General features: G+C 54.7%; 19 protein-coding genes. 10 read left to right on the top strand and 9 right to left on the bottom strand.

Translation table 11 applies throughout. The features are described from left to right. Positions 1 to 31 precede the first annotated feature (31 nt). From livG to CVU60_08165, 5 genes are all read left to right on the top strand, one after another. A complete protein-coding gene (gene livG, locus CVU60_08185; GenBank protein ID PKN42186.1) occupies positions 32 to 799 on the top strand; it encodes a high-affinity branched-chain amino acid ABC transporter ATP-binding protein LivG in 768 nt (255 codons plus the stop codon). Further along, positions 799 to 1,524: an ABC transporter ATP-binding protein gene (locus CVU60_08180; protein ID PKN42185.1), complete on the top strand. Its 726-nt coding sequence runs from the start codon at positions 799 to 801 to the stop codon at positions 1,522 to 1,524. Before livG ends, CVU60_08180 begins: the two co-directional genes overlap by 1 nt. Positions 1,525 to 1,600: 76 nt before the next feature. Continuing rightward, complete coding sequence (locus CVU60_08175) at positions 1,601 to 2,122, top strand: shikimate kinase (protein PKN42184.1); 522 nt, start codon at positions 1,601 to 1,603, stop codon at positions 2,120 to 2,122. Beyond that, positions 2,119 to 2,715 (top strand): hypothetical protein, encoded by a 597-nt coding sequence (locus tag CVU60_08170; GenBank protein ID PKN42183.1) that lies wholly within the window; start codon positions 2,119 to 2,121, stop codon positions 2,713 to 2,715. The genes CVU60_08175 and CVU60_08170 overlap by 4 nt, the downstream gene beginning before the upstream one ends. Positions 2,716 to 2,744: 29 nt before the next feature. Continuing rightward, positions 2,745 to 3,242, top strand: a complete 498-nt coding sequence (locus CVU60_08165) for a hypothetical protein (GenBank protein PKN42182.1) — start codon at positions 2,745 to 2,747, stop codon at positions 3,240 to 3,242. 202 nt (positions 3,243 to 3,444) lie between these two features. Here CVU60_08165 and CVU60_08160 read toward each other — a convergent pair whose 3' ends face one another. Then, a complete protein-coding gene (locus tag CVU60_08160) occupies positions 3,445 to 3,927 on the bottom strand; it encodes a hypothetical protein (GenBank protein PKN42181.1) in 483 nt (160 codons plus the stop codon). Positions 3,928 to 4,089: 162 nt separating this feature from the next. Here CVU60_08160 and CVU60_08155 point away from each other — a divergent pair, with 162 nt between their 5' ends. Then, entirely contained in the window at positions 4,090 to 4,482 is a 393-nt protein-coding gene (locus tag CVU60_08155) for a transcriptional regulator (GenBank protein PKN42180.1), read from the top strand. 61 nt (positions 4,483 to 4,543) lie between these two features. Here the strand turns inward: CVU60_08155 and CVU60_08150 are convergent, their stop codons facing one another. Next, positions 4,544 to 7,090 carry a B12-binding domain-containing radical SAM protein gene (locus CVU60_08150; GenBank protein ID PKN42179.1) on the bottom strand — a complete coding sequence of 849 codons (2,547 nt, stop codon included), beginning with the start codon at positions 7,088 to 7,090 and terminating at the stop codon, positions 4,544 to 4,546. 77 nt (positions 7,091 to 7,167) lie between these two features. Next, entirely contained in the window at positions 7,168 to 7,515 is a 348-nt protein-coding gene (locus CVU60_08145; protein PKN42178.1) for a hypothetical protein, read from the bottom strand. Between the two features lie 151 nt (positions 7,516 to 7,666). Here CVU60_08145 and CVU60_08140 point away from each other — a divergent pair, with 151 nt between their 5' ends. Both CVU60_08140 and CVU60_08135 read left to right on the top strand, forming a co-directional pair. Next, complete coding sequence (locus CVU60_08140; GenBank protein PKN42177.1) at positions 7,667 to 8,257, top strand: colicin V production protein; 591 nt, start codon at positions 7,667 to 7,669, stop codon at positions 8,255 to 8,257. After that, positions 8,244 to 9,023, top strand: a complete 780-nt coding sequence (locus CVU60_08135) for a nucleoside triphosphate pyrophosphohydrolase (protein PKN42176.1) — start codon at positions 8,244 to 8,246, stop codon at positions 9,021 to 9,023. The genes CVU60_08140 and CVU60_08135 overlap by 14 nt, the downstream gene beginning before the upstream one ends. 100 nt (positions 9,024 to 9,123) lie before the next feature. Here the strand turns inward: CVU60_08135 and CVU60_08130 are convergent, their stop codons facing one another. The 6 genes from CVU60_08130 to CVU60_08105 all read right to left on the bottom strand — a co-directional run bounded on the left by CVU60_08130 (position 9,124) and on the right by CVU60_08105 (position 16,635). Continuing rightward, the gene (locus tag CVU60_08130) at positions 9,124 to 9,798 is read right to left on the bottom strand and encodes a cytidylate kinase (protein ID PKN42175.1); all 675 of its coding nucleotides are present in this window, start codon (positions 9,796 to 9,798) and stop codon (positions 9,124 to 9,126) included. Then, entirely contained in the window at positions 9,776 to 10,891 is a 1,116-nt protein-coding gene (gene hisC, locus CVU60_08125) for a histidinol-phosphate transaminase (protein PKN42174.1), read from the bottom strand. The genes CVU60_08130 and hisC overlap by 23 nt, the downstream gene beginning before the upstream one ends. Positions 10,892 to 11,016: 125 nt before the next feature. Next, positions 11,017 to 12,414: an L-seryl-tRNA(Sec) selenium transferase gene (locus tag CVU60_08120; protein ID PKN42173.1), complete on the bottom strand. Its 1,398-nt coding sequence runs from the start codon at positions 12,412 to 12,414 to the stop codon at positions 11,017 to 11,019. Positions 12,415 to 12,423: 9 nt separating this feature from the next. Next, the gene (locus CVU60_08115) at positions 12,424 to 13,740 is read right to left on the bottom strand and encodes a bifunctional folylpolyglutamate synthase/ dihydrofolate synthase (protein PKN42172.1); all 1,317 of its coding nucleotides are present in this window, start codon (positions 13,738 to 13,740) and stop codon (positions 12,424 to 12,426) included. Positions 13,741 to 14,567: 827 nt separating this feature from the next. Continuing rightward, entirely contained in the window at positions 14,568 to 16,082 is a 1,515-nt protein-coding gene (locus tag CVU60_08110; GenBank protein PKN42171.1) for a hypothetical protein, read from the bottom strand. A gap of 52 nt (positions 16,083 to 16,134) precedes the next feature. Continuing rightward, a complete protein-coding gene (locus CVU60_08105) occupies positions 16,135 to 16,635 on the bottom strand; it encodes a hypothetical protein (GenBank protein PKN42284.1) in 501 nt (166 codons plus the stop codon). A gap of 1,015 nt (positions 16,636 to 17,650) precedes the next feature. On the opposite strand from CVU60_08105, the gene CVU60_08100 reads away from it, so the two are divergent. Together CVU60_08100 and CVU60_08095 are read left to right on the top strand one after the other, a co-directional pair. Further along, positions 17,651 to 18,733 (top strand): hypothetical protein, encoded by a 1,083-nt coding sequence (locus CVU60_08100; GenBank protein ID PKN42170.1) that lies wholly within the window; start codon positions 17,651 to 17,653, stop codon positions 18,731 to 18,733. 401 nt (positions 18,734 to 19,134) lie between these two features. Beyond that, entirely contained in the window at positions 19,135 to 19,827 is a 693-nt protein-coding gene (locus CVU60_08095; protein PKN42283.1) for a resolvase, read from the top strand. The last annotated feature ends 255 nt before the right edge of the window (positions 19,828 to 20,082 follow it).

Below are 20,082 nucleotides of genomic sequence, written 5' to 3'. Positions count from 1 at the left end.
AAAGCGATCGTATTCATCATCCGGAGCTTCTATGTCCCTTTTGCAGATTCAAAACATGACAAAAACCTTCGGCGGCCTGTGCGCAGTGTCGGACTTCTCCATTTCCATCGAAGGAAACGAGCTCATGGCCCTCATCGGTCCCAACGGCGCGGGCAAGACCACGGTATTCAACCTGGTGTCCGGGTTCTATACGCCGACGGAAGGGTCTCTGGTCTTCAAGGGCAAGTCCCTGGCCGGTCTCAAGCCGCATCAGGTCACGGCCATGGGAATAGCGCGGACCTTCCAGAACATCCGCCTCTGGCACGACATGACCGTGCTCGAGAACATCCAGATCTCACAGCATTACAACCTCGGTTACAATCTCGTGGACGCCTTCCTGCGCACCCGCCGCTACATGGGCAACGAGAAGCGCATCGCCGACCGGGGCTATGAAATCCTGGAAGCCCTCGATCTCCGGCAATTCGCCGAAGAAATGCCCAAGAACCTCCCCTACGGCCTGCAGAGACGCGTCGAAATTGCGCGCGCCCTGTCCATCAACCCTGCGCTGCTGCTGCTCGACGAACCCGCGGCCGGGCTCAACTCATCCGACGTCAACGACCTGATCAAGCTCATTGGCTGGATCCACAAGGAGTTCAAGATTGCCATCTGGATGATCGAGCATCAGATGGACGTGGTCATGTCGCTGTGCTCCTGGATCAAGGTTGTCGATTTCGGCGTGACCATCGCGGAAGGAACTCCGGAGCAGATCCAGAACAATCCGGATGTCATCAAAGCTTATCTTGGAGACGAGAATATATAATGCTGCTCGAAGTCAAAAACCTCTATGTGAAGTACGGCAATATCGAAGCCCTGCACGGCATCTCCTTCAACGTGGCCAAGGGCGAGATCGTGACCCTGATCGGTGCCAACGGCGCTGGAAAAACGACCACCCTCCACACCATCACCCGCGTCCCGCCGCCGGAGGGACCGAAGATCACCCAGGGCGACATCCTCTACGAGGGCAAGAGCATCATCGGCACTGAAGCGCACAAGGTCGTTCAGGACCTCAAAATCGCGCTGTCCCCCGAGGGCAGGCACATCTTCGGCAACCTGACCGTTGAGGAAAATCTGCAACTGGCCACCTATGCGCGCAAGGACAACGATCAGATCCAGGTGGATTTCAAGAGAGTCTACGACCTCTTCCCCAGACTCTTCGAACGCCGCAAGCAGCGCAGCGAATCCCTGTCCGGCGGCGAACAGCAGATGCTCTCCGTGGGCCGTTCGCTCATGACAGGAGCCAACTTCATCATGCTCGACGAACCCTCCATGGGCCTTGCGCCGCTCCTCATGTACGACATGTTCAGGGCCTTGAAGGAACTCAATTCCCAGGGCATGACGCTCCTTCTGATCGAGCAGAACGCGCGCATCGCCCTACAGTTCGCGCACCGGGGCTATGTGCTCGATACCGGGGCCATCGTCGCCTCCGGCAATGCCCGGGAACTCATGAACAACCCCGACGTGAAAAAAGCGTATCTCGGAGGCTGAAGGCCTCGGCGCCTCCCGTGTTCCAACAAGCCCGGGCGTCATGCTTGGGCTTCATTTTTTTGGGCGGATTTTAAGCATGAATCACCAGAACATCATCCTCATCGGCATGGCAGCCACAGGCAAATCCACCCTTGGCAGACGTCTGGCCAAGCGCCTCGACTGGGCCTTCGTGGACACGGATCTGCTCATGGAAGCCTGGTGGGGCGCTCCCCTGCAGACAATCAGTGATTACCTTGGGCTTGAGGCCTTCGTGCAGGCCGAAGCACAGCAGATTCAGCGAATGCACCTGAGGCATTGCGTCATCGCCACGGGCGGCAGCGTGGTCTATTCCGAGGCCGCCATGGCACATCTGCAAGGCCAGGGGCATATCGTCTACATCGAGTCGTCCTTTGAGAGCATCTCCCGCAGGCTGACCAACCCGACCTCAAGAGGACTGGCCATCGGGCCCGGCCAGACCCTCAAAGACCTTTACGACGAACGCGCCCCCCTGTATGCACGCTTCGCCCAGCTAACGGTGAACACCGACGGAGCGACCCCCAGTCAAACCTGCTCCGCCATCACCCGGGAGCTTTCCCGAACCACACAGGATGAGTCGTGATCAAGAAAATACTTCCCGCCCAAGCTTTCCGGAAACTGGCTGCCCTCTACGCGGACATGCAGACGAGCTACTCCGCCCACGCGCAAACTCTAGGCCTGAGCTGCGACGGCTGCCCAGACAACTGTTGCACCAGCTTCTTCCAGCACCACACCCGCATCGAATGGGCCTACCTGTTGCAGGGCCTCCGCGAGTTGCCGGCCGACCGCCGGGCTGCCTACGAGGAGCGGGCGCGCGTCTATGTGCACGAAGCCACGGCCGCCCTGTCCCGGGGCGAACGGCCGTCGATCATGTGTCCGCTGAACGACGACGGACGCTGCGGTGTCTACGCCCACCGGCTGATGATCTGCAGGCTGCACGGCGTGCCCAACAGGCTGCGCTACCCCGACGGCCGCGCCATCGACTTCCCGGGATGTTTCCGCAGCCAGGAGCTTTGCGAAAACACGGACTCCTTTCCGGTTCTGGACCGCACGGCGCTGTACACGAGGCTCATGGAGCTCGAAGTGCAGTTCGTCGGGCCCAGGCAAATCCGCGCCCTGCCCCGGGTTGATCTGACCCTGGCCGAGATGATAGTGCAGGGCAGTCCCAAATTGTGATGGTCATGAAGAAATACAAGGAGACGAGCATGCGTCCACGGCTTTTGCTGCCGCTTGTGATTGCGGTTTTACTCATTGCGGGTTGCGCGCATTTGAGCGTCGTGCATCTGGACAAGAAACCCTGGACCCTGGGTCAGCAGGAGACCCTTGTCATGCGTTACTGGGAATTTTCCTACACGAGCCGCCTGGAGGACAACAGGCTGATCGTATCCGGCACGGCCACTCCCGTGGCTGGCGCGATCCCGGAATGGGCGACCTGGATTCAGGACCTCTGGATGCAGATCTACCTCAGCGACGACCAGAGCCGCGTCTTGGCCAAGGACCTGCGTCTCTACCTGCCCACCGGCCTTGACCACGAAAAGGGCGTACCCTTCGAATTCCACCTCACTCCCGAATCACTGGGCTCCTCCGGCCCGCTGTACATCTCTTTTGGCTACCGCATGGAGCTGACGGCGGAAAAAAACACGCTGGGTGCAGCCGGGACCTCACAGGTTTTCTTTGCCAGCCAGGGAGCGCTCTTCCAGTAAGCCTTCGTCGAGGTTCGACCAATACAAAAAGCCCCCGCAGGCATCACAACCTGCGGGGGCTTCTTTTTTTCATCCCCAAAAAAACCTCAAGCGATTCTTTGCGCCATTCACTCAACCGAACCCATGCAGGGATTCCCGCGGGCCGTGAAGCTAATGGCGACAACGGGTCACTTGCAGTGAATATCTTTACGCCCAAAACGCATCAGTTCATGGCGCCGTGCTCACCCTGCATCTGCAACTTGAGGGACTGAAGCAATTGCTGCGCCTTCTCGGTTGTCTTCCATTCACCGTAGGCGTGCATCCAGTAGTCGAATCCGAATATCTTCTGCATGAGTTGCTCTTCGTGCAGATCAACCCATGTATCGAACAGATACATCTCGACGGAAAAGTCCTTGCTGTCCAGAACCTTGAGAACGGTGTTGGCAGGATATTTCTTGCCTTCGAAGTTGACTTGGAGAAACTCGACCACGGATTGCTGAGACAGTTCAGGAGACAGGGGACGGCCTAGTACGCTCTCCGCCAACTCCCAGTACTCGGGGAATTTGGCCTGCATTTGCGTTTTCTGCTCTTCAGTCAATTTAATAAAAAGGGCGCCATCCTGCTCTTCGATAAAATAATAACGAAGCCAAAATTCAAAATGAAAAACCTGGGCCATGTCGTTCAGCGCATTATGCGGAATTGTCATTTTCTACTCCCTGTAACGTGATTATCGATTAATTTTCCTGAATGAAAAAATATCGTGTACTTATTTTTGATGTATCACCGTAAACATTTATAGCGTGTTGACAAATTTACAGAAGAAAACTAACACTGCCAATTACAAATACGCGATAGTTGGAGGTTACACATGGAAGATTATGTAAAACAAGCGCTCGAAATCGTCAAAGCACAAGCCAGTGTGCGCAACATGAACGAGGAAGAGCTGACGTCCATGATTCGTTCGTTGACCGAAGGAATCAAGAACGTCGCCGAAGGAAACCAGCCCGAACCCGAAGCAACCCTGTCCCTTGATGATGCCAAAAAAGCCATCCGCGAAAAAAGCATCATCTGCATGGAATGCTCGAAGTCGTTCAAGGTGCTGACCAAACGCCATCTGGCCACCCACGGTCTCACTCCCGAAGAATACCGGGAAAAGTGGGGCTACAAGAAAGGAACGTCCCTGGTGGCCAAATCCCTGGCTCGTGACCGCCGCAAGAAGATGCAGGACATGAAGCTCTGGGAAAAACGGGTCAAGAAGTAATCTTGCCTCTGCACAAACCGGAAAGGCGAAGCACATGCTTCGCCTTTTTCATTTTTAAGCTTCAGAAAAACTGTGCAGTCTTGATCAGTCGTCCCTGCAGCATCGTGAATTCAGGATCCACGGCCTGCAGCACAAAGATCGGACTGACATAGAGGGTCTGCCAGTCGAAATCGATGGCAAAGCCCTTTTCGTCCTCCGTGATGGACTTGACCATGGGCCGCACATCCACTTCTCCGGGCTCGCCCTTCTTGGTCCGCTTGAACACCTTCCACTCCGTGGCCTCCAGGAAAGCCGGAAGCCGGGCGGCAAAGCGCTGGCTGGCTTCCGCACGCACAAACCCCAAGGAAAAACGCTCGTGGTTCGATATGGGTGCCCGGCCCTGACACGGCAACTCGTCCACCTTGACCACGCGCATGCCCTGCGGGAGCTCGGCTTCGAGCAAAGCGGGCAGGTCCTCGACGCTTATGTGCTCGCGCACGAAGAAATCCATCCACTCGCAGACGCTGCCGACGCCAACGGGCAGAGCCCGGGCAAAGGACAGGAGCGGCGCGGGATGGAATCCGCTGCTGAAAGCCAAGGGCAAGCGCGCGCGGCGAAACGCGCGCTCGAAAATCCGTTGCAGCTCGAGCTGGCTGAGATACATGGCCGGGCCGGTCTTGGAGTACCACAGCCGAAAACGCTGCTCCTTGTTGTGCAGGTCAACGACGGGACCCGCGCTGTCCGTTGGCGGCTCATCCACCAGGTCGGCATCTTCCTGGTCGCGCGTAGTGCGGTTGATGACCGGCGCAATGTCGTGGTCTGCAGCCTGCTTCGTCAATTCGGATTCGCGGCCGTCCAGGTTGCAGACCCCGCAGGACCGGCACGCCTCGTAGCGGCAATCCGGCGTCGCGGCCTCTTCCAGGGCGCGACGGCGCTCGGTGAGCAGATATTTGCGACTCACCCCGGAGGCGAGATGGTCCCAGGGCAGAGGCTGCTCCGGATCCCGCTCGCGCAGGTAGGACTCCGCGTCGATGCCGGTTTCGGAAAAAGCCTCCAGCCACGGCTCAAGACGCAGATGGTCTGACCAGCTGGTGAAAAGCGCTCCCTTGGCATAGGCGACTTCCAGGGCCGGAGCCAGATGCCGGTCGCCACGGGAGAAGACCCCTTCGAGCCAGGTCATGTGCGAATGGTGCCACTTGAGCTTGAGCTTCTTGTAGGGGCGGAAAATGTTGCGCAGATAGGCCAGTCGCTCCTCGATCTCGGCCATGGAGATCTGCCGCTCCCACTGGAAAGGGGTGTGCGGCTTGGGCACGAACGGCGAAACCGCCGCCGTGACCTGAAGGCGCCTGACATTCTTTCCGGCACTGGCCGCGACCTTCAGGCAGAGATCGAGAATGCCGTGCAGGTCCTCGCGGGTCTCCGTGGGCAGGCCCATCATGAAATACAGCTTGACCTGCTGCCAGCCCAGGCGAAAAGCCTTGCCTGTATGGTCGAGCAACTCTTCCTCGGTCACGCCCTTGTTGATGACGTTCCGCAGCCGCTGGGTGCCGGCCTCGGGGGCCAGAGTCATGCCCGTGTGCCGGATCTTGCCCATGAGCCGCATCAGGTCTTCGGAGACCGAACCCACGCGCAGGGACGGCAGTGAAATGGAAACCTGCTCCTGCCTGCAGTGGCTGTAGGAGGACAGAAAAAGAGCCTCAAGAGCGCTGAAGTCGCCGGTGCTGAGTGACAGGAAGGACAACTCCTCGCTGCCCGTCTCGGCCAGGCCGCGATCGATGATGGAACCGAGCACGTCCACCTCGCGCTCGCGCACCGGACGGTAGATCATGCCCGCCTGACAGAAGCGGCAGCCGCGGGTGCAGCCGCGCGCGATCTCGACGGAATAACGGTCATGCACGGGCTTGCCGAAGGGCACGATCTGGCGCGTCGGGAAGGAGACCTTGTTCATGTCCATGACGATGCGCTTTTCAACCTGCGGCTGCGCGGCGTCCAGCGGACGCATGGCCCCGCTGCCGTCGTCCTCGAAAAACGCAGGCACATACACGCCGGGAATCTCTGCCAGGCGGCGGATCAGTTCACTGCGGGACCAGCCCTCGTCCTTGCCGCGCGCAATGAGTCCGAGCATTTCGGGCAGGACTTCCTCCCCGTCGCCAAGCACCATGGCATCGACAAAAGCGGCCAGCGGTTCGGCGTTGAAGGTGCAACCTCCTCCGGCGATGACCAGCGGATGCCCGTCGCTGCGCTGTGCGGCACGGAGTGGGATCCCCCCCAGGTCGAGCATGTAGAGCACGTTTGTGTAGCACAGCTCGTGCGTGATGCTGAAGAGCACGCCATCCAGATCCTTGAGCGGCGTGTCGCTTTCCAAGGTGGCCAGAAGGGCGTCGTGGGCTCTGAGCACCCCGGCCACGTCCTCGGTGGGCGCAAAGACCCGCTCTGCGAAGAAATGGTCAGTGGTGTTGACGATATCGTACAGGATCTTCTGTCCAAGATAGGACATGGCCACTTCGTAGAGATCCGGAAAGGCCAGGGCCACGTGGGCCCGGACCGTTTTCAGGTCCTTGTGGACGCTGTTGATCTCGGTGCCAAGGTAATGACTGGGGCGGGAAAAGAGGGGGAGCAGAGCCTTCATGAGTCCTTGCCGTGCGCAGGGCCGGGAAGAAAAAAAAAGGGTGGAAAGCCACCCTTTTCCCGGCAGCGCCTGCTGCGTTATTTTTTCAAGAATTTGCTGAAATCGGACACGCCGCCGCCCATGCCGCCCAAGTTGCCGAGGCCGCCGGGGGCAGACAGGGTCAGGTTGGTGGTCGCCTCAAGATACTTGGTCTTGAGCTCTTCGGGTACGGTCTTGTACTGATAGATGACGTGCTTGAGTTCGATCTCCCCTGTCATTTCCTGATCAAAGGGATAGCCGAAAGGAAGCAGCAGCATCTGCATGCCGCCCTGCTGCGTGGGGATGGTCTGCAGGATGGCCGGATCAGTGATGACCCCTTTCTCCTCGTTCCATTTGCCGAGCACCATGTCGCCGTTCACCAACTTCACCAATCTGATATCGTACATTGTCACCTCATCATGTTTCTTGACTCGTAACCCCGCCCGAAAAGTCCGGACGAGCCGAGGTTTCGTGTCTACGAGGTGCGCCCTGCACTGTCAAGGTCGTGCCCGGTGCGCCCTTTCCGATCACCATCCTTTGTGATAGCCGACCCTCACAATGACCGGGAGGTTAAGCATGAACACTCTGGATATCGTCTTCTGCGTGATTCTGGGATTTCTGGGCCTGCGCGGCATTTTCCGCGGACTTGTCAAGGAGATCGCCTCCATCCTGGGGCTGGTCCTGGGCTTCGTATTGGCCAACTCCTATCACGCGCAGCTTGCGGCTATGGTCGAAAACTTCCCGGGTGGCCCCGGCATGGCCAACCTCGCAGCCTATCTGGCCATCTTTCTGGGCGTCGTGGCGGTGGTCTTCCTGCTCGCCTCACTGATCAGAAAGCTCCTGCAGATGATCATGCTCGGCTGGGTGGACAGCATCGGCGGCGGCGCGCTCGGCTTCTTCAAGGGCGCGCTTTTGTGCAGCATCATCGTCATGGCGCTGACCGCCTTTCTGCCGTCCAGGTCTCCATTGCTGACCGAGTCGAAGATCATGCCCTACGTCAACACCTTCAACACCATTCTCTCCAACGCCCTGCCCAAGGAGATGCGCGACCAGTTCCTGATTCGCAGCCAGGAGCTGCAGCAGGAGTGGGAGAAGCGGGTCGTTGAAAAACTCAAGGAAATGAAAGGAACCCCTGGTGGAAAAGAATAATTTCGAACGCATAATAGAAGTCATCGACACCCTGACCGGACCGGACGGCTGCCCCTGGGACAAGGAGCAGACCCCCCAGTCCATGTGCGACTATCTGGTGGAGGAATGTTTCGAGCTGGTGGAAGCCATCCGGCAGGACGACAAGTCCGAGATCGCCGAAGAGCTTGGCGATGTACTCTTCCTGCTGCTCTTCATCGGCCGCTGCCACGACCGGGAGATCCCTGATTTCCTGGAGACCGCGCTGGCCGGAAACGTGGCCAAGATGATCCGCCGCCATCCCCACGTTTATGGCGAAAAAGCCGCCGACGTGGCCGAAGTGATCAAGAACTGGGAGCAGATCAAGAAGCAGGAGAAAGCCGAAAAAGACAAGGATCCCGGCGTGTTCGCATCCCTGCCTGCAAGCCTGCCGCCGCTGCTGCGCGCCTACCGCATCAACTCCAAGGCGGCCCGTACGGGCTTCACCTGGGCCACGGACGCGGACCAGGAAAAGAAGTTGGTCGAGGAATGGAAGGAGTTGCAGGCCGCGCTGGCTTCGGACGACGCGGCGGCAAAGGAAGAGGAATTCGGGGACTATCTGTTTTCGCTGGTGGAATACGGCAGACGGCGCGGAATCAAGGCCAACTCGGCCCTGGCCGTGGCCAACGCCAAGTTCCTGCAACGCTTCGAGTCCATGGAAAAACTTGCCCGCGAGCGCGGCCTGGAACTGGACAAGCTCTCTTTGGAGGAGATGGACAAACTTTGGGACGAAATCAAGGCCGGTCGCTGAAAATCCATCACGACAAGACGGAAATAAACAATACCGTAGGGGCGGCCCTATGTGGCCGCCCTCTCAAAATCAGGAAACAACGCGTTCCAAAACGAATTTTTCAATCGTCCAGAAGACCTTTCTGCCGAATATGCTCCACGATCTTCTCCAGCACCCGATCCGCGTCCAGCGCGCTGGTGTCGATAATCACGGCGTCCAGGGCGGGCTTTAAGGGAGCCACCACCCGGTTGCGGTCCTGGTCGTCACGGATGCGGATCTGGCCGCGGATGCGCTCCAGGTCCTCATCCATGCCCATGGCCGTAAGCTGCGCGTGTCGGCGCTTGGCACGCACGTCGATGGATGCGTCCATGAAGAACTTGTGCCGGGCGTTCGGAAAGATCACGCTGCCCATGTCCCGGCCCTCGGCCACAAGAGAGGTGGTCCGGCCGATGGCCTGCTGGTTGCGGCGCAGAAAATCGCGCACCACTGGAATGCGGCCCAAGTGCGAGGCCCACAGCCCCACTTCCTCCTTGCGGATATCCGGGTCCAGGGGCATCCCGTTCAGGAGCAATTCGGAATATTTTCCCGTCCCCTCCAGGTCGAAATCCAGACGATTGAGTTCGGGCACCAGCTGGTCAACGGGCTGCTCCCAGCCTCCGTCCCCGAAAAAAAGCGCCACGGAGCGAAACATGGCTCCGGTATCCAGATAGGCGATGCCCAGGCGGTCCGCCAGCTCACGGGCGATGGTCGTCTTGCCCACCCCGGCCGGTCCATCAAGAGTGACGATTGTGATCACGCAGCACCTCCGCTGTTTTGGCCAGAAATTCCAGATTCTCTTCCTCGTTGCCGATGCTGACACGCAGCTTCTCGGGCATGCCATAACTGCTCAGGGGGCGTATGATGACCCCTCTGGCCAATAATGCCTCAAAAAGGGTGCGCGCGTCCATGGGCGGCTCGAACATCAGAAAATTCGCCTGTGACGGCCAGACCTTGCAGCCCATGGCCGAAAGCTCGCGCTCCAGCAGGCGGCGGCCCTCACTCACGACGAGCAGGGTCTGGGACACGAAGATGTCGTCATCAAGAGCGGCCAGTCCGGCCTGCTCGGCCAGGATGTTCACGCTGAAGGGCAACTTGACCCGCAGCAGCAGGTCCGCCAGCCACTCGGGCATGAGCCCGTAGCCAAGGCGCAGGCCCGCCAGCCCGTACATCTTGGAAAAAGTGCGCAGGACGACCAGATTGGGGATCGTGCCCAGGTGCGGGAGCATGCTGTAGGCCTCAAGCGGCTCGGCGAAATCGACATAGGCCTCATCCACCACCAGGAGCGCACGCGCCGGCAGCATGGCCGCAAGCTCGATCAGGTCTGATGCCGGACAGGCATGGCCCGAGGGGTTGTCCGGATTGGTCACGAAAACCAGGGCGGTATTTTCGTCGGTCAGGGCAAGGAGCTTGTCGAACGGAAAGGAGAAGTCGGCGTTGAGCCTGGCCTGCCGAAACTCCACACCACACAGTCTGGACTGCACATCGTAGATGCTGAAGCAGGGCTTGAAGGCCACCACGTTGTCCACACCGGGCCGGGCCACCACGCGCAGCAGAAGATCGATGATCTCGTCCGAGCCGTTGCCCGCCACCACGCAGGAGGCGGGCACGCCCAGATGCGCGGCCAAGGCCTCGGTCAGGGCCGGAGAGCCGGCCTGGGCATAGCGAAAAGCCATGGGACTGACGTTCCTGAGCCGCTCCTGAACCACGGGGGACGTGCCCAGCGGGTTCTCGTTGCTGGCCATCTTGATGACCCGGGCCAGGCCGTAACGTTTCTTTATTTCATCGATGGACAGGCCAGGCGAATAGGGCTTGAAACCCTCCATCTCCGGCCGCACCAGAACCTTGGTCATTGACATTCTCCTTTGCTGCGCGCCCCTTGTGCCGGGGTGCGCGTCCCTTCGATTATCCGCATGTGCGGCTTGCAAAATTCGTTCAACAGGCATGCATCGGACGCACTGCCGGAATGCTCACGTCATCACTGCGCGAGGACAGCCTTTATGGCCCCCGCCACCACCGCGAACTCCGCATCCATGAGCGTGCGTGGATCGAGGCAGAACGCGCCGTCCTCCACCCGCCCTACGACCGGGGTATCCGTCGCCAGCAGGCCCTGGCGCAGGGAGTCCACATCCATGCCCGTCGGCGCAACGCTGACCAGCGTTGTCGGCAGATCCTGCTCTGGAAAAGAGCCGCCGCCCACGCGCGAAAAACCGGGCTTCACCGCCACCGAGGCCAGCCCCGCCAGATCCCGGACCAGCCTGCGCCGCAGACGTCCGGCCCGGGTCCGCAATTCATCCCGTCCGGCCGTGATCATGGCCAGGGTCGGCACCGTGCGCCGGGCCTGCTCAGGGTCGAGATACAGGCGCAGGGTCGCCTCCAGCGCGGCCAGCGTCATCTTGTCGATGCGCAGGGCCCGGTTGAGCTGGTTCTTCTTGATGCGCTCGATGAATTCCCGGCGACCGACGATCACGCCAGCCTGGGGACCGCCCAGCAGCTTGTCGCCGCTGAAGGTGACCACATCCACCCCGCTTTTGAGCACCTGCTGCACCGTAGGCTCGGGCATGAATCCGTAGGGGGAAAAATCGAAAAGATTGCCGCTGCCCAGGTCCTCGAAGGTGGACAGGCCCCGCTCGCGGCCCAGCGCCACCAGATCGGACAGGTCCACTTCCTTGTGGAATCCGATGATGCGGTAGTTGGAGGTGTGCACCTTCATGAGCATGGCGGTATCGGGACCGATGGCCTCCGCGTAGTCGCGCAGATGGGTGCGGTTGGTGGCCCCGACCTCGCGCAGCACGGCCCCGCTCTTCTTCATGACCTCGGGGATGCGGAACGAGCCGCCGATCTCGACCAGCTGCCCGCGCGAGACCACGACCTCGCGGCCCTTGGCCAGGGTGTCGAGGACCAGCAGCACGGCGGCGGCGTTGTTGTTGACCACAAGCCCCGCCTCGGCTCCGGTCAGGCGGCAGAGCAGCTTCTCGACGTGGGAATAGCGGCTCCCGCGCTGGCCGGTATCCAGATCCATCTCCAGATTTGAATAATGGCGGCACCCCTCGGCCACGGCCAGGACAGCCTCTTCGGCCAGGATGGAGCGGCCGAGATTAGTGTGGATGACCACGCCCGTGGCGTTGACGACCCGCCTGAAATGGGGCCGAGAACGCGTCCGTGCATAGGCCACGGCCCGTGCGGCCAGGGTCGCAAAAGCCAGCGCGCTCTCGTCCTTGATTACCCCGGCGCGGATCTCTTCGCGGCAGAGGTCCAGGAACTCGCCTACCAGGTCCTTGAGCATCTGGCGCGGCAGGCCGGTCAGGACCTGATCCTGCTCCAGATCCTGCAGAAAACGATCGACGGACGGAATATGTCTGAAAAGAGAAGACACCGGACCTCCCTACAAAAGCTGTTCCGGAAAAAGTTCGTAATAGGCCCCCACCAGATACAGGGAACCACAAAGCAGAATCGTGCCGTCCTGACGCAGAGCCTCTTCCAGGTCTTGCACCGCCCTGGCCCCGGGGCCGAAACGCATCGCCAGTTCATGGGCGTCAAAGGCGCGCTCCATGGGCAGGCCCGGGACGACGACAGTGTCCGCCAGGGCCCGCAGGCGCATGAGCACGGCAGGCTCCAGTGTCTTGTCGCGCATGGCCTGAAAAACAAGCACGTCGAAATGCTCCCCGGTCGCCTCCAGCGCCTCGCACAGGGCGGTCAAGCCCATGGGGTTGTGGGCGCCGTCGACCAGAATCCGTCCATGCCTGCAAAAACGTCCAAAAAAACGCGTCGTGCCAAGGACTTGTCTACACAGTGCCGCGTCAAATTGCCAGCCCCGGACCGACGCGAGATGGCTCCAGGCCAGAGCGGCCAGGGCGGCGTTACGCAACTGATACGGCGGATGGGCCGGCAGGGACGCCGGAGTCAGGGACAGGGAGGCCGCTCCCGACGGAACGAAAAATCCAGCGGACGTGCGGCAGTCCTCAAGGCCCAGGAGCGGATGCCCCTCTCCGACTTGCCGGAATATTTCCATCACGGACGCGTCCTGCGCGCCCGTCACGGCCGGACAGCGTCCCAGGGCCCCGCTCTTGTCACGGGCGATGTCCATGAGACCCGGACCCAGGATATGCTCATGGTCCAACCCCACCGGGGTCATGACCGCCAGGTCGGCCGGGATGGCGCAGGTGGCGTCGTGCGTGCCGCCGAGCCCTGATTCGAGGATGACGAGGTCAAGCCCTTCCCGCGCGAAAATGTACAGCGCCATGACCGTCAGCAGCTCGAAATAGGTCAGCCCCACGCCCGCGCACCTGTCCATGACCGCGTTGGCGGCAGCCAGCCAGCCTTCTTCGCTGACCATTGCCCCGCGCACGCGGATGCGCTCGCGCACGCAGGCCAGATGCGGCGAATTGTAAAGCCCCGTGGCCAAGCCATGCGCCCGCGCCAGCGCCTCCAGAAACCCGGAAGTGGAGCCCTTGCCGTTGGTCCCGACCACATGCACAACCGTCGCGGGCATGCGCCCGAGGCCCATCAGTCGAAGGGCCTCATGCATGCGCGACAGGCCAAGCTGCATGGAAAAAAGTCCCAGACTGTCAAGATGAGATTCAAATTCGGCAAAGGAGGCAAAGGTCATGTGTACTTGGGGAAAGAGATTGAAAAAAGGCCGACCCGAAAAAGAAAGATAAAACGCGGGCACAGCGCCATGCAAAGCCCCGAGGACCGGCAATCCGGAAAAAATCCATAGAAGTTTCCACCGCCTTGAGCAACAGAAAAAGCCAACACCTCCACTTGACTTTCAGCCCTGGAAAAAATAGGGAATGCTTCCATTTTGCGCGCCAGTAGCTCAGGCGGATAGAGCAATTGCCTTCTAAGCTAAATCAAGCACTTACGCTATACAACCGCCAAGCTTTCTATCCCACCAATATTCCTCACAATTCCGCTTTTTCCTCTCGCAACCACTTCTTATTCTTTACTCATCATTCATCACCATTACACACCATTGACGGGAATAAAAACGGGAACGCCAAGCCTACCCCGTCACCCCCATTATCGTTTAATATCAGCACGTTAGTCGCCTTAAGCCAATTTGACACTAACAAGCTGAAATCATTGATTATTTCACGAAGAACCCTACTCGCCCATCCAGCCTGGGGCGACCCTGCTCTGCCTTGACACACCTCACTACGCCCATATTTCCGACCAAACAGTAGTGAAATAGAGCCGCCTAAATCACCCTGTCTCCACACACCCCGCTAGTTCTGGTGCAAATTTGCGTGAGCGGTAAAGGATTCCTTACTACGGCATCCCCATCCCATTGGTCCCGTGCCACCATAGTCTTGAGTGAGAGCGCGGGTGCGTTTGCGTTAAACAATGCATCCTAACCGAAGAGGTCTTCATTATTCTGGAATCACCTAGAAATCGGCGATCTGATCAACTGGAAAATGGTTTCGTGTTGTCGTATTCATTCGTAAAAAGTCGAAAATCGGCAAATTATTATACGTGAAATCTCACAATATACAAAGTTTAGAATGCTTTATGCCTTAATTCCATGTATCATGAAAGTCTCCCTGCGTGCTCAATAAGCTTTTTATAATTATAAAATTGTTCAAACTCTTTAGATATTAGCGATCCTAAAATACTCTGTCTTAAATCAATGCCAGAATTAAAATTGTTATATTGATCTATTATTGCTGAATGTTTTAATTCAATGATTTGTAAATATAATGAAATGTAATCACCGACAGATATTTCATCTCTTACCGAATTATAAAAATCTTTAATCCTCATTGTTTTTATTTTTGGCAAAATCCTTCCAGAACTATTTATATCTCTAATTTTATTATTAATATTTTGATTAAAAGACGAATATTCATCGTTAAATAGCGACCTGTATATTAAATATATTGTAAGCAATCCTGTATGTAATTTTTTTGATCCAGAAGAAAGAGAAATTCCATCAATTATCGCACAATATTGATACATATCTCTTAATGAAACATTAAAATATTCACAAATGACATAAAATATTACACTATTAAGATCTTCTTCTTGATAGAAATCTTTATTGAGAAGTGAGACCAAATTCTCCCTGTTATTTAGACCAAATAAAAAAAACAGATATTCTGCGTAACTACCCCTTCCTGGAGCATTTAGTGTATAAGTTTGATCGAAAAAGCGCTTTAGATATGTTGGGCTATCAAAATTATGTCCATAAATCTTTCTTATTGATTCAGACAACTGTGAGGACGCAGTCCCAACAACAAAAATTACTCCTTCTACACCAAATAAATGTTTTATATTCTCAAGCAACTCTATCGAATAATTTGGCCTGCATCGATCAAGTTCATCTACAAAAACAAATATTGGAATTTTGAAATTATCTGATTCTTCAATGCAATCAACAACGCTTTTTAATTTTTCTTTGAACTCATTGATCGTCTCCTTTGCTGAACAGTGCGACTCTAAAGCATCAAGTGCTGCCTTGGATAATATAGACGATACAACTTCTTTAGCGTCTTTACGTGAAACACCATCATCTTCTTTATATTCTTCAGAACATGACTCATTGTATAAATCACATATTTGGCTAACAGTAAAACCTGCTATTTTTTTTGAAACAACATTAAATAATATTGGAGAAATTGATACGAGCAACTTTTTTCCTTTATTAAACCACTCTAATTGCTTATTTTTTATTTTTACATGATCTTCATTTTCTGAATTAGATTCAAAATATTGAGAAAGTTGCTGATTAATAGTTGATATAAATGCAACTAAAGGTTCATTTGAGAAATCATTTTCCCATGCATCAAAATAAACGACAGGATGTCCGTTTCTTGCCAAATCGTCAGCCCAGTTTTTTAATAAGTATGTCTTTCCAAATCCCCAGTCAGCATTAATATTCAATACAAATGTTTTTTTTATACCTATATTTTGAAAATTTTTATATTTATTAATTAGGTAATTGCTTAAAAAGCCAGACTCTTCCTTTCGTTCCATCTTGTCGATAGCCCAATTATCACCCAAATTTAAATATTCCATCATAACACCACAGTTGGCATAATACAAATTTTAGAAATTTCCTGACGCCTCATGGGCAGCTCTATTGTGCCTGTGTATTTCATAAAATGTCCTTACTTGCATTTTGCACAATTCTTATCAATTCGTCAGGCGTGATCACTCCCACCTCTCCCCGATGGACCATCCGATGGCAATTGGCACATAGAGGAACCAGGTCGGTCGCAGGATTTACCTCGCCCTCCTCCTCGGATTCGCCTAGTGGATTCAGGTGATGAACCTCTATGAATCCGCGCCCCAGGTCGCCGTAGGTCTTTTCAAAGTCGAAGCCGCAGACCGCACAGGCCGTTCCGTGAAACTCAATAGCCTTCTGCCTGTTGATCGCACTGCGAACCCGTCGGAGATATTCAACCCTGACAGCCTTGCCTTCAACTTGTGCCATGTACTCGTCAGGCACGGTTTCTTCCGCTACTACCCCTGCCCCGTAACACTCAACCTCAAAGAAGGAGGCCGCAAGTTTGCGGAAGTGCATGATGATCGCACCTCTGCCTTGTTCCTCGCCAGCCTTGAGCATCGCAGTTTCGGCAGGGAAGGTGTGGGCCATGTCTTCTGACAGCGCCTTGGGCCAGAACAACCGAACACGCTGGAATGGATCGGCGCTGACCCGTAGGTCTATCTCCTTGCCTCGATGGATCACACGAAGCGACTTTGGCGGATTGGCGTCGTCAATACCGAAAAACGGCAGCACCTGCTTGGGTACTCCCGTGCCGTGATACACAATAGCGGACTTATCCACGCGCTTGATGGCTTCACCGTCGCTAAGGATGGTCCAGGAGAAGACATCCTCCTTGTCGGGTGTCTGGCGGAGATCTAGGCCGTGGTCATGCACGTATCGGAGGACATGGCCCCTGAGAGCCTTCTGATAATTGCCCCTGGGCTTGTAGCCCATAACGAACCGCCACCCTTCCTCATGCAAGATAGCACTAATATTTTGGTACTTTAATTCGACTGCCCCCTTGGAACGCTCATTAAGTTTACCCATGAGTGCAGTCCAATGATGACTTTTTACATACTCTACCCCGTCCATTTCTTTAATTAGCATTGCGAAGTAGTCATCGACGGCGGATTGTATCTCCCCCTCGCTCCAATTACGCATATCCGCTCCTCCGTCCTCTGAGAAAATGGTGCCATCAGTGCCCGCCATTATCCTGCTGGCGGTGTATGACACAAGAGTTTCGTGACATGAGAATACAAATTTTATGGTTCGAAACTACGAGGATGGTAAAGATGTAACAATTTCTGTTTCCAAAACAGTTCTGCGAAGCATAATGCGTAAGGGTTGGGATAATAGGCGGCACGGGGCATGGGGTGGTGGTCCAGCATGCCCCTTCTAGAGTAGTGAGTCTGCCCATGCTAGCGGTTATTCTTGTGCGCGAATATGCTGACGGCGCGTCGTCATACCTCTTCGACCAAACATGTCTTGTCGATGGTGAGAACTTATAAGGATAGGCAGGAGAGGATTGGCGAGGCGTGCAGTGTATGACAGTAAAGATTCTTGATTAATGGGATAATGTGAGTTTATAGAAACTGGAAAATTATCTCTTTGAGAGAGGCTATCAATGAGCGACAAAGAACTCGTCGGAGTGAAAGGCTGGTTATTGTTTCTTGTTTTAAGTTTAAGCGTTCTTAGCATTATAGGAACTATTGCATCATTAGGCCAGTTTAGCATTGCAGAGCACCTATATCCTGGCTTAAAATCTTTCGATACATGGCAAAACTTTAAACAATGGGTTTATATTTTATCTTTAGCTTCTCTCAGTATAAGACTTTTAAGTGCTTATAGACTTTATTATAAACACGAAAAATCAAGTGTTGAATTAGCCATATTTACTCTGTGGACTACTGGACCTGTATTATCGATATTCATTATAATTTTAATGCACAGCTTATTTGATGATGGACTCCAGATTTTTGGTTTAAAAGAAACTATAATAAATTTTATTGGCGCTTTATGTTGGACATTGTATTTAAATAAATCTATAAGAGTTAAAAATACATATTATTATGAACAAATAATTAATAAAAATCAATATAATGACAAGATTTTATATAGTAATCCTGTAAATATATCACACAATATGCCAGAGAAACAGGTTGACATGCCTATCCAGATACACAAACAGGATTCAGTGGAACACAGCGAAATAATCATGAATAACAATAAGCACTCTGAAGTAATTAACGAAGACGAACTGTATTTACAAGCAACAAATGAAGTAGACGAAGACAATCAAGACAAGGCACTATGGGCTAAATGTATGGCATTGTGCGAGGGTGATGAGAATAAAGCTAAGTATAAGTATATCAAAGAAAGGGTGGGCAGGATAAAAGATGCAAAGACGAGAGATATTGAACAGAATAATAAACAACAATTATTAAAAAGAAAAATTGAGAATCCAGAAAAGGTGCGGAGAGATAAAATAAGTATTATTATTAAGGAATATGAAAAAATACAAGACATCCTCAAAAGTAACGGCTTTAATTTAATCAAAACACGGTATTGCTATTTTTTAACTGACGAAAAAGGTATAGAACGTATTTTTCATGATGACGAACAGCTTTGCAATTATCTTTTAACTGAATCAGAGAAACTAAAAATGCCATACGATGATATAAGTTTTTATGAATATTTGATGTTATAATAGGGGTGTAAAATATTTCGTGTAAACGCAAGATGCCGTGAATGGCACCCCTAATGAGGGTCAGTTACACAAGGATTACGTGCCTGAAAATACAAAGTGTCTGGAACGAAAAATGCGAGGACACAAAAGATACTATGGGTGGCACGGGTGGGGGCGGCATTGTCCCGCCATGGGGGTAGGTAGGCGTCGAGAGGGAGGCTCATAGCACACCATCATCGGCCAGGTCGGAACGCCATCGACCTAGCCACTACATACAGGCGAAGGCCGAGGCCCTGCTGGTGAAGATCGGCAGGGCTTCATCGTTTGGCGGACAGACACGACAAGCGCCCGCTGCTGGCTCTTTGACTACTAACAAACGAGCATATAGAAACGTAGTCAAGCACCACAGGAGGGCTATGAAGATGACCGCAAACACAGAGCACACGGGCCGTTTCGCTAGTTACTATCGAGTGTCCACACAGAAGCAGGGCCAGTCAGGACTTGGACTCCAGGCCCAGCAGGAAGCCGTTCGCCAGTACCTCAACGGCGGGGACTGGCAGCTCCTGGCCGAGTTCACCGAGGTGGAGACGGGCAAGGGTAGCAATGCGCTGGCCAAACGTCCCCAGCTCCAGCAAGCCATCGCCTACGCCAAACGACATAAGGCCACGCTGCTCATCGCCAAGCTGGACCGCCTTGCCCGTAACGTACACTTCGTCTCCAGCCTCATGGAGAGTAAGGTAGATTTCCTGTGCTGTGACATGCCGAGCGCCACACCACTCACGATCCATATCCTGGCGGCGGTGGCCGAGGACGAGGCCAAGCGGATCAGCCAGCGAACCAAGGCTGCACTGGCCGAGGCCAAGCGGAACGGCAAGAGGCTGGGCAACCCCCAACTGTCCAGCACGCTCAACGAACCGCGCATAGCCAAGGCTAACGAGTTTGCAGAGAGTATGCGGTTCTTCCTCTTGATGTTCAAAACATGCGGCATGACACAGCGCCAGATGGTAGCCGCCCTCAACGAGAAGGGAATCACGACTGCCCGTGGAGGCCAGTGGTCGCTTCTTCAACTACAGCGAGTCCTCAAGCGCCTGGAGCAGACCGAGCGATCAGCGTAACGCCGTCACCATTTGTCACCATCCGTTACGCTTCGTTACTGTAAACGCCGTCATCTAACGCAATCTAACGCAATATCACTACTGCAGACGAGTATCCAGCCGCAACACCTTCCTGGCAAGCAAAGCAAGCTATTCGTAACCATCATGATTGACTGCAAAATATATTATGCTTGACACAACTAAATTCAGTTAGTACAATACATCAATCTTATACTTGATTGCAAAATCAAGAGACATGTGTAGCGGGGCTACTGC

The organism is Deltaproteobacteria bacterium HGW-Deltaproteobacteria-18 (assembly GCA_002841885.1).
Lineage (GTDB): Bacteria > Desulfobacterota > Desulfovibrionia > Desulfovibrionales > Desulfomicrobiaceae > Desulfomicrobium.
This window is presented reverse-complemented; position numbering and strand designations above follow the sequence as displayed.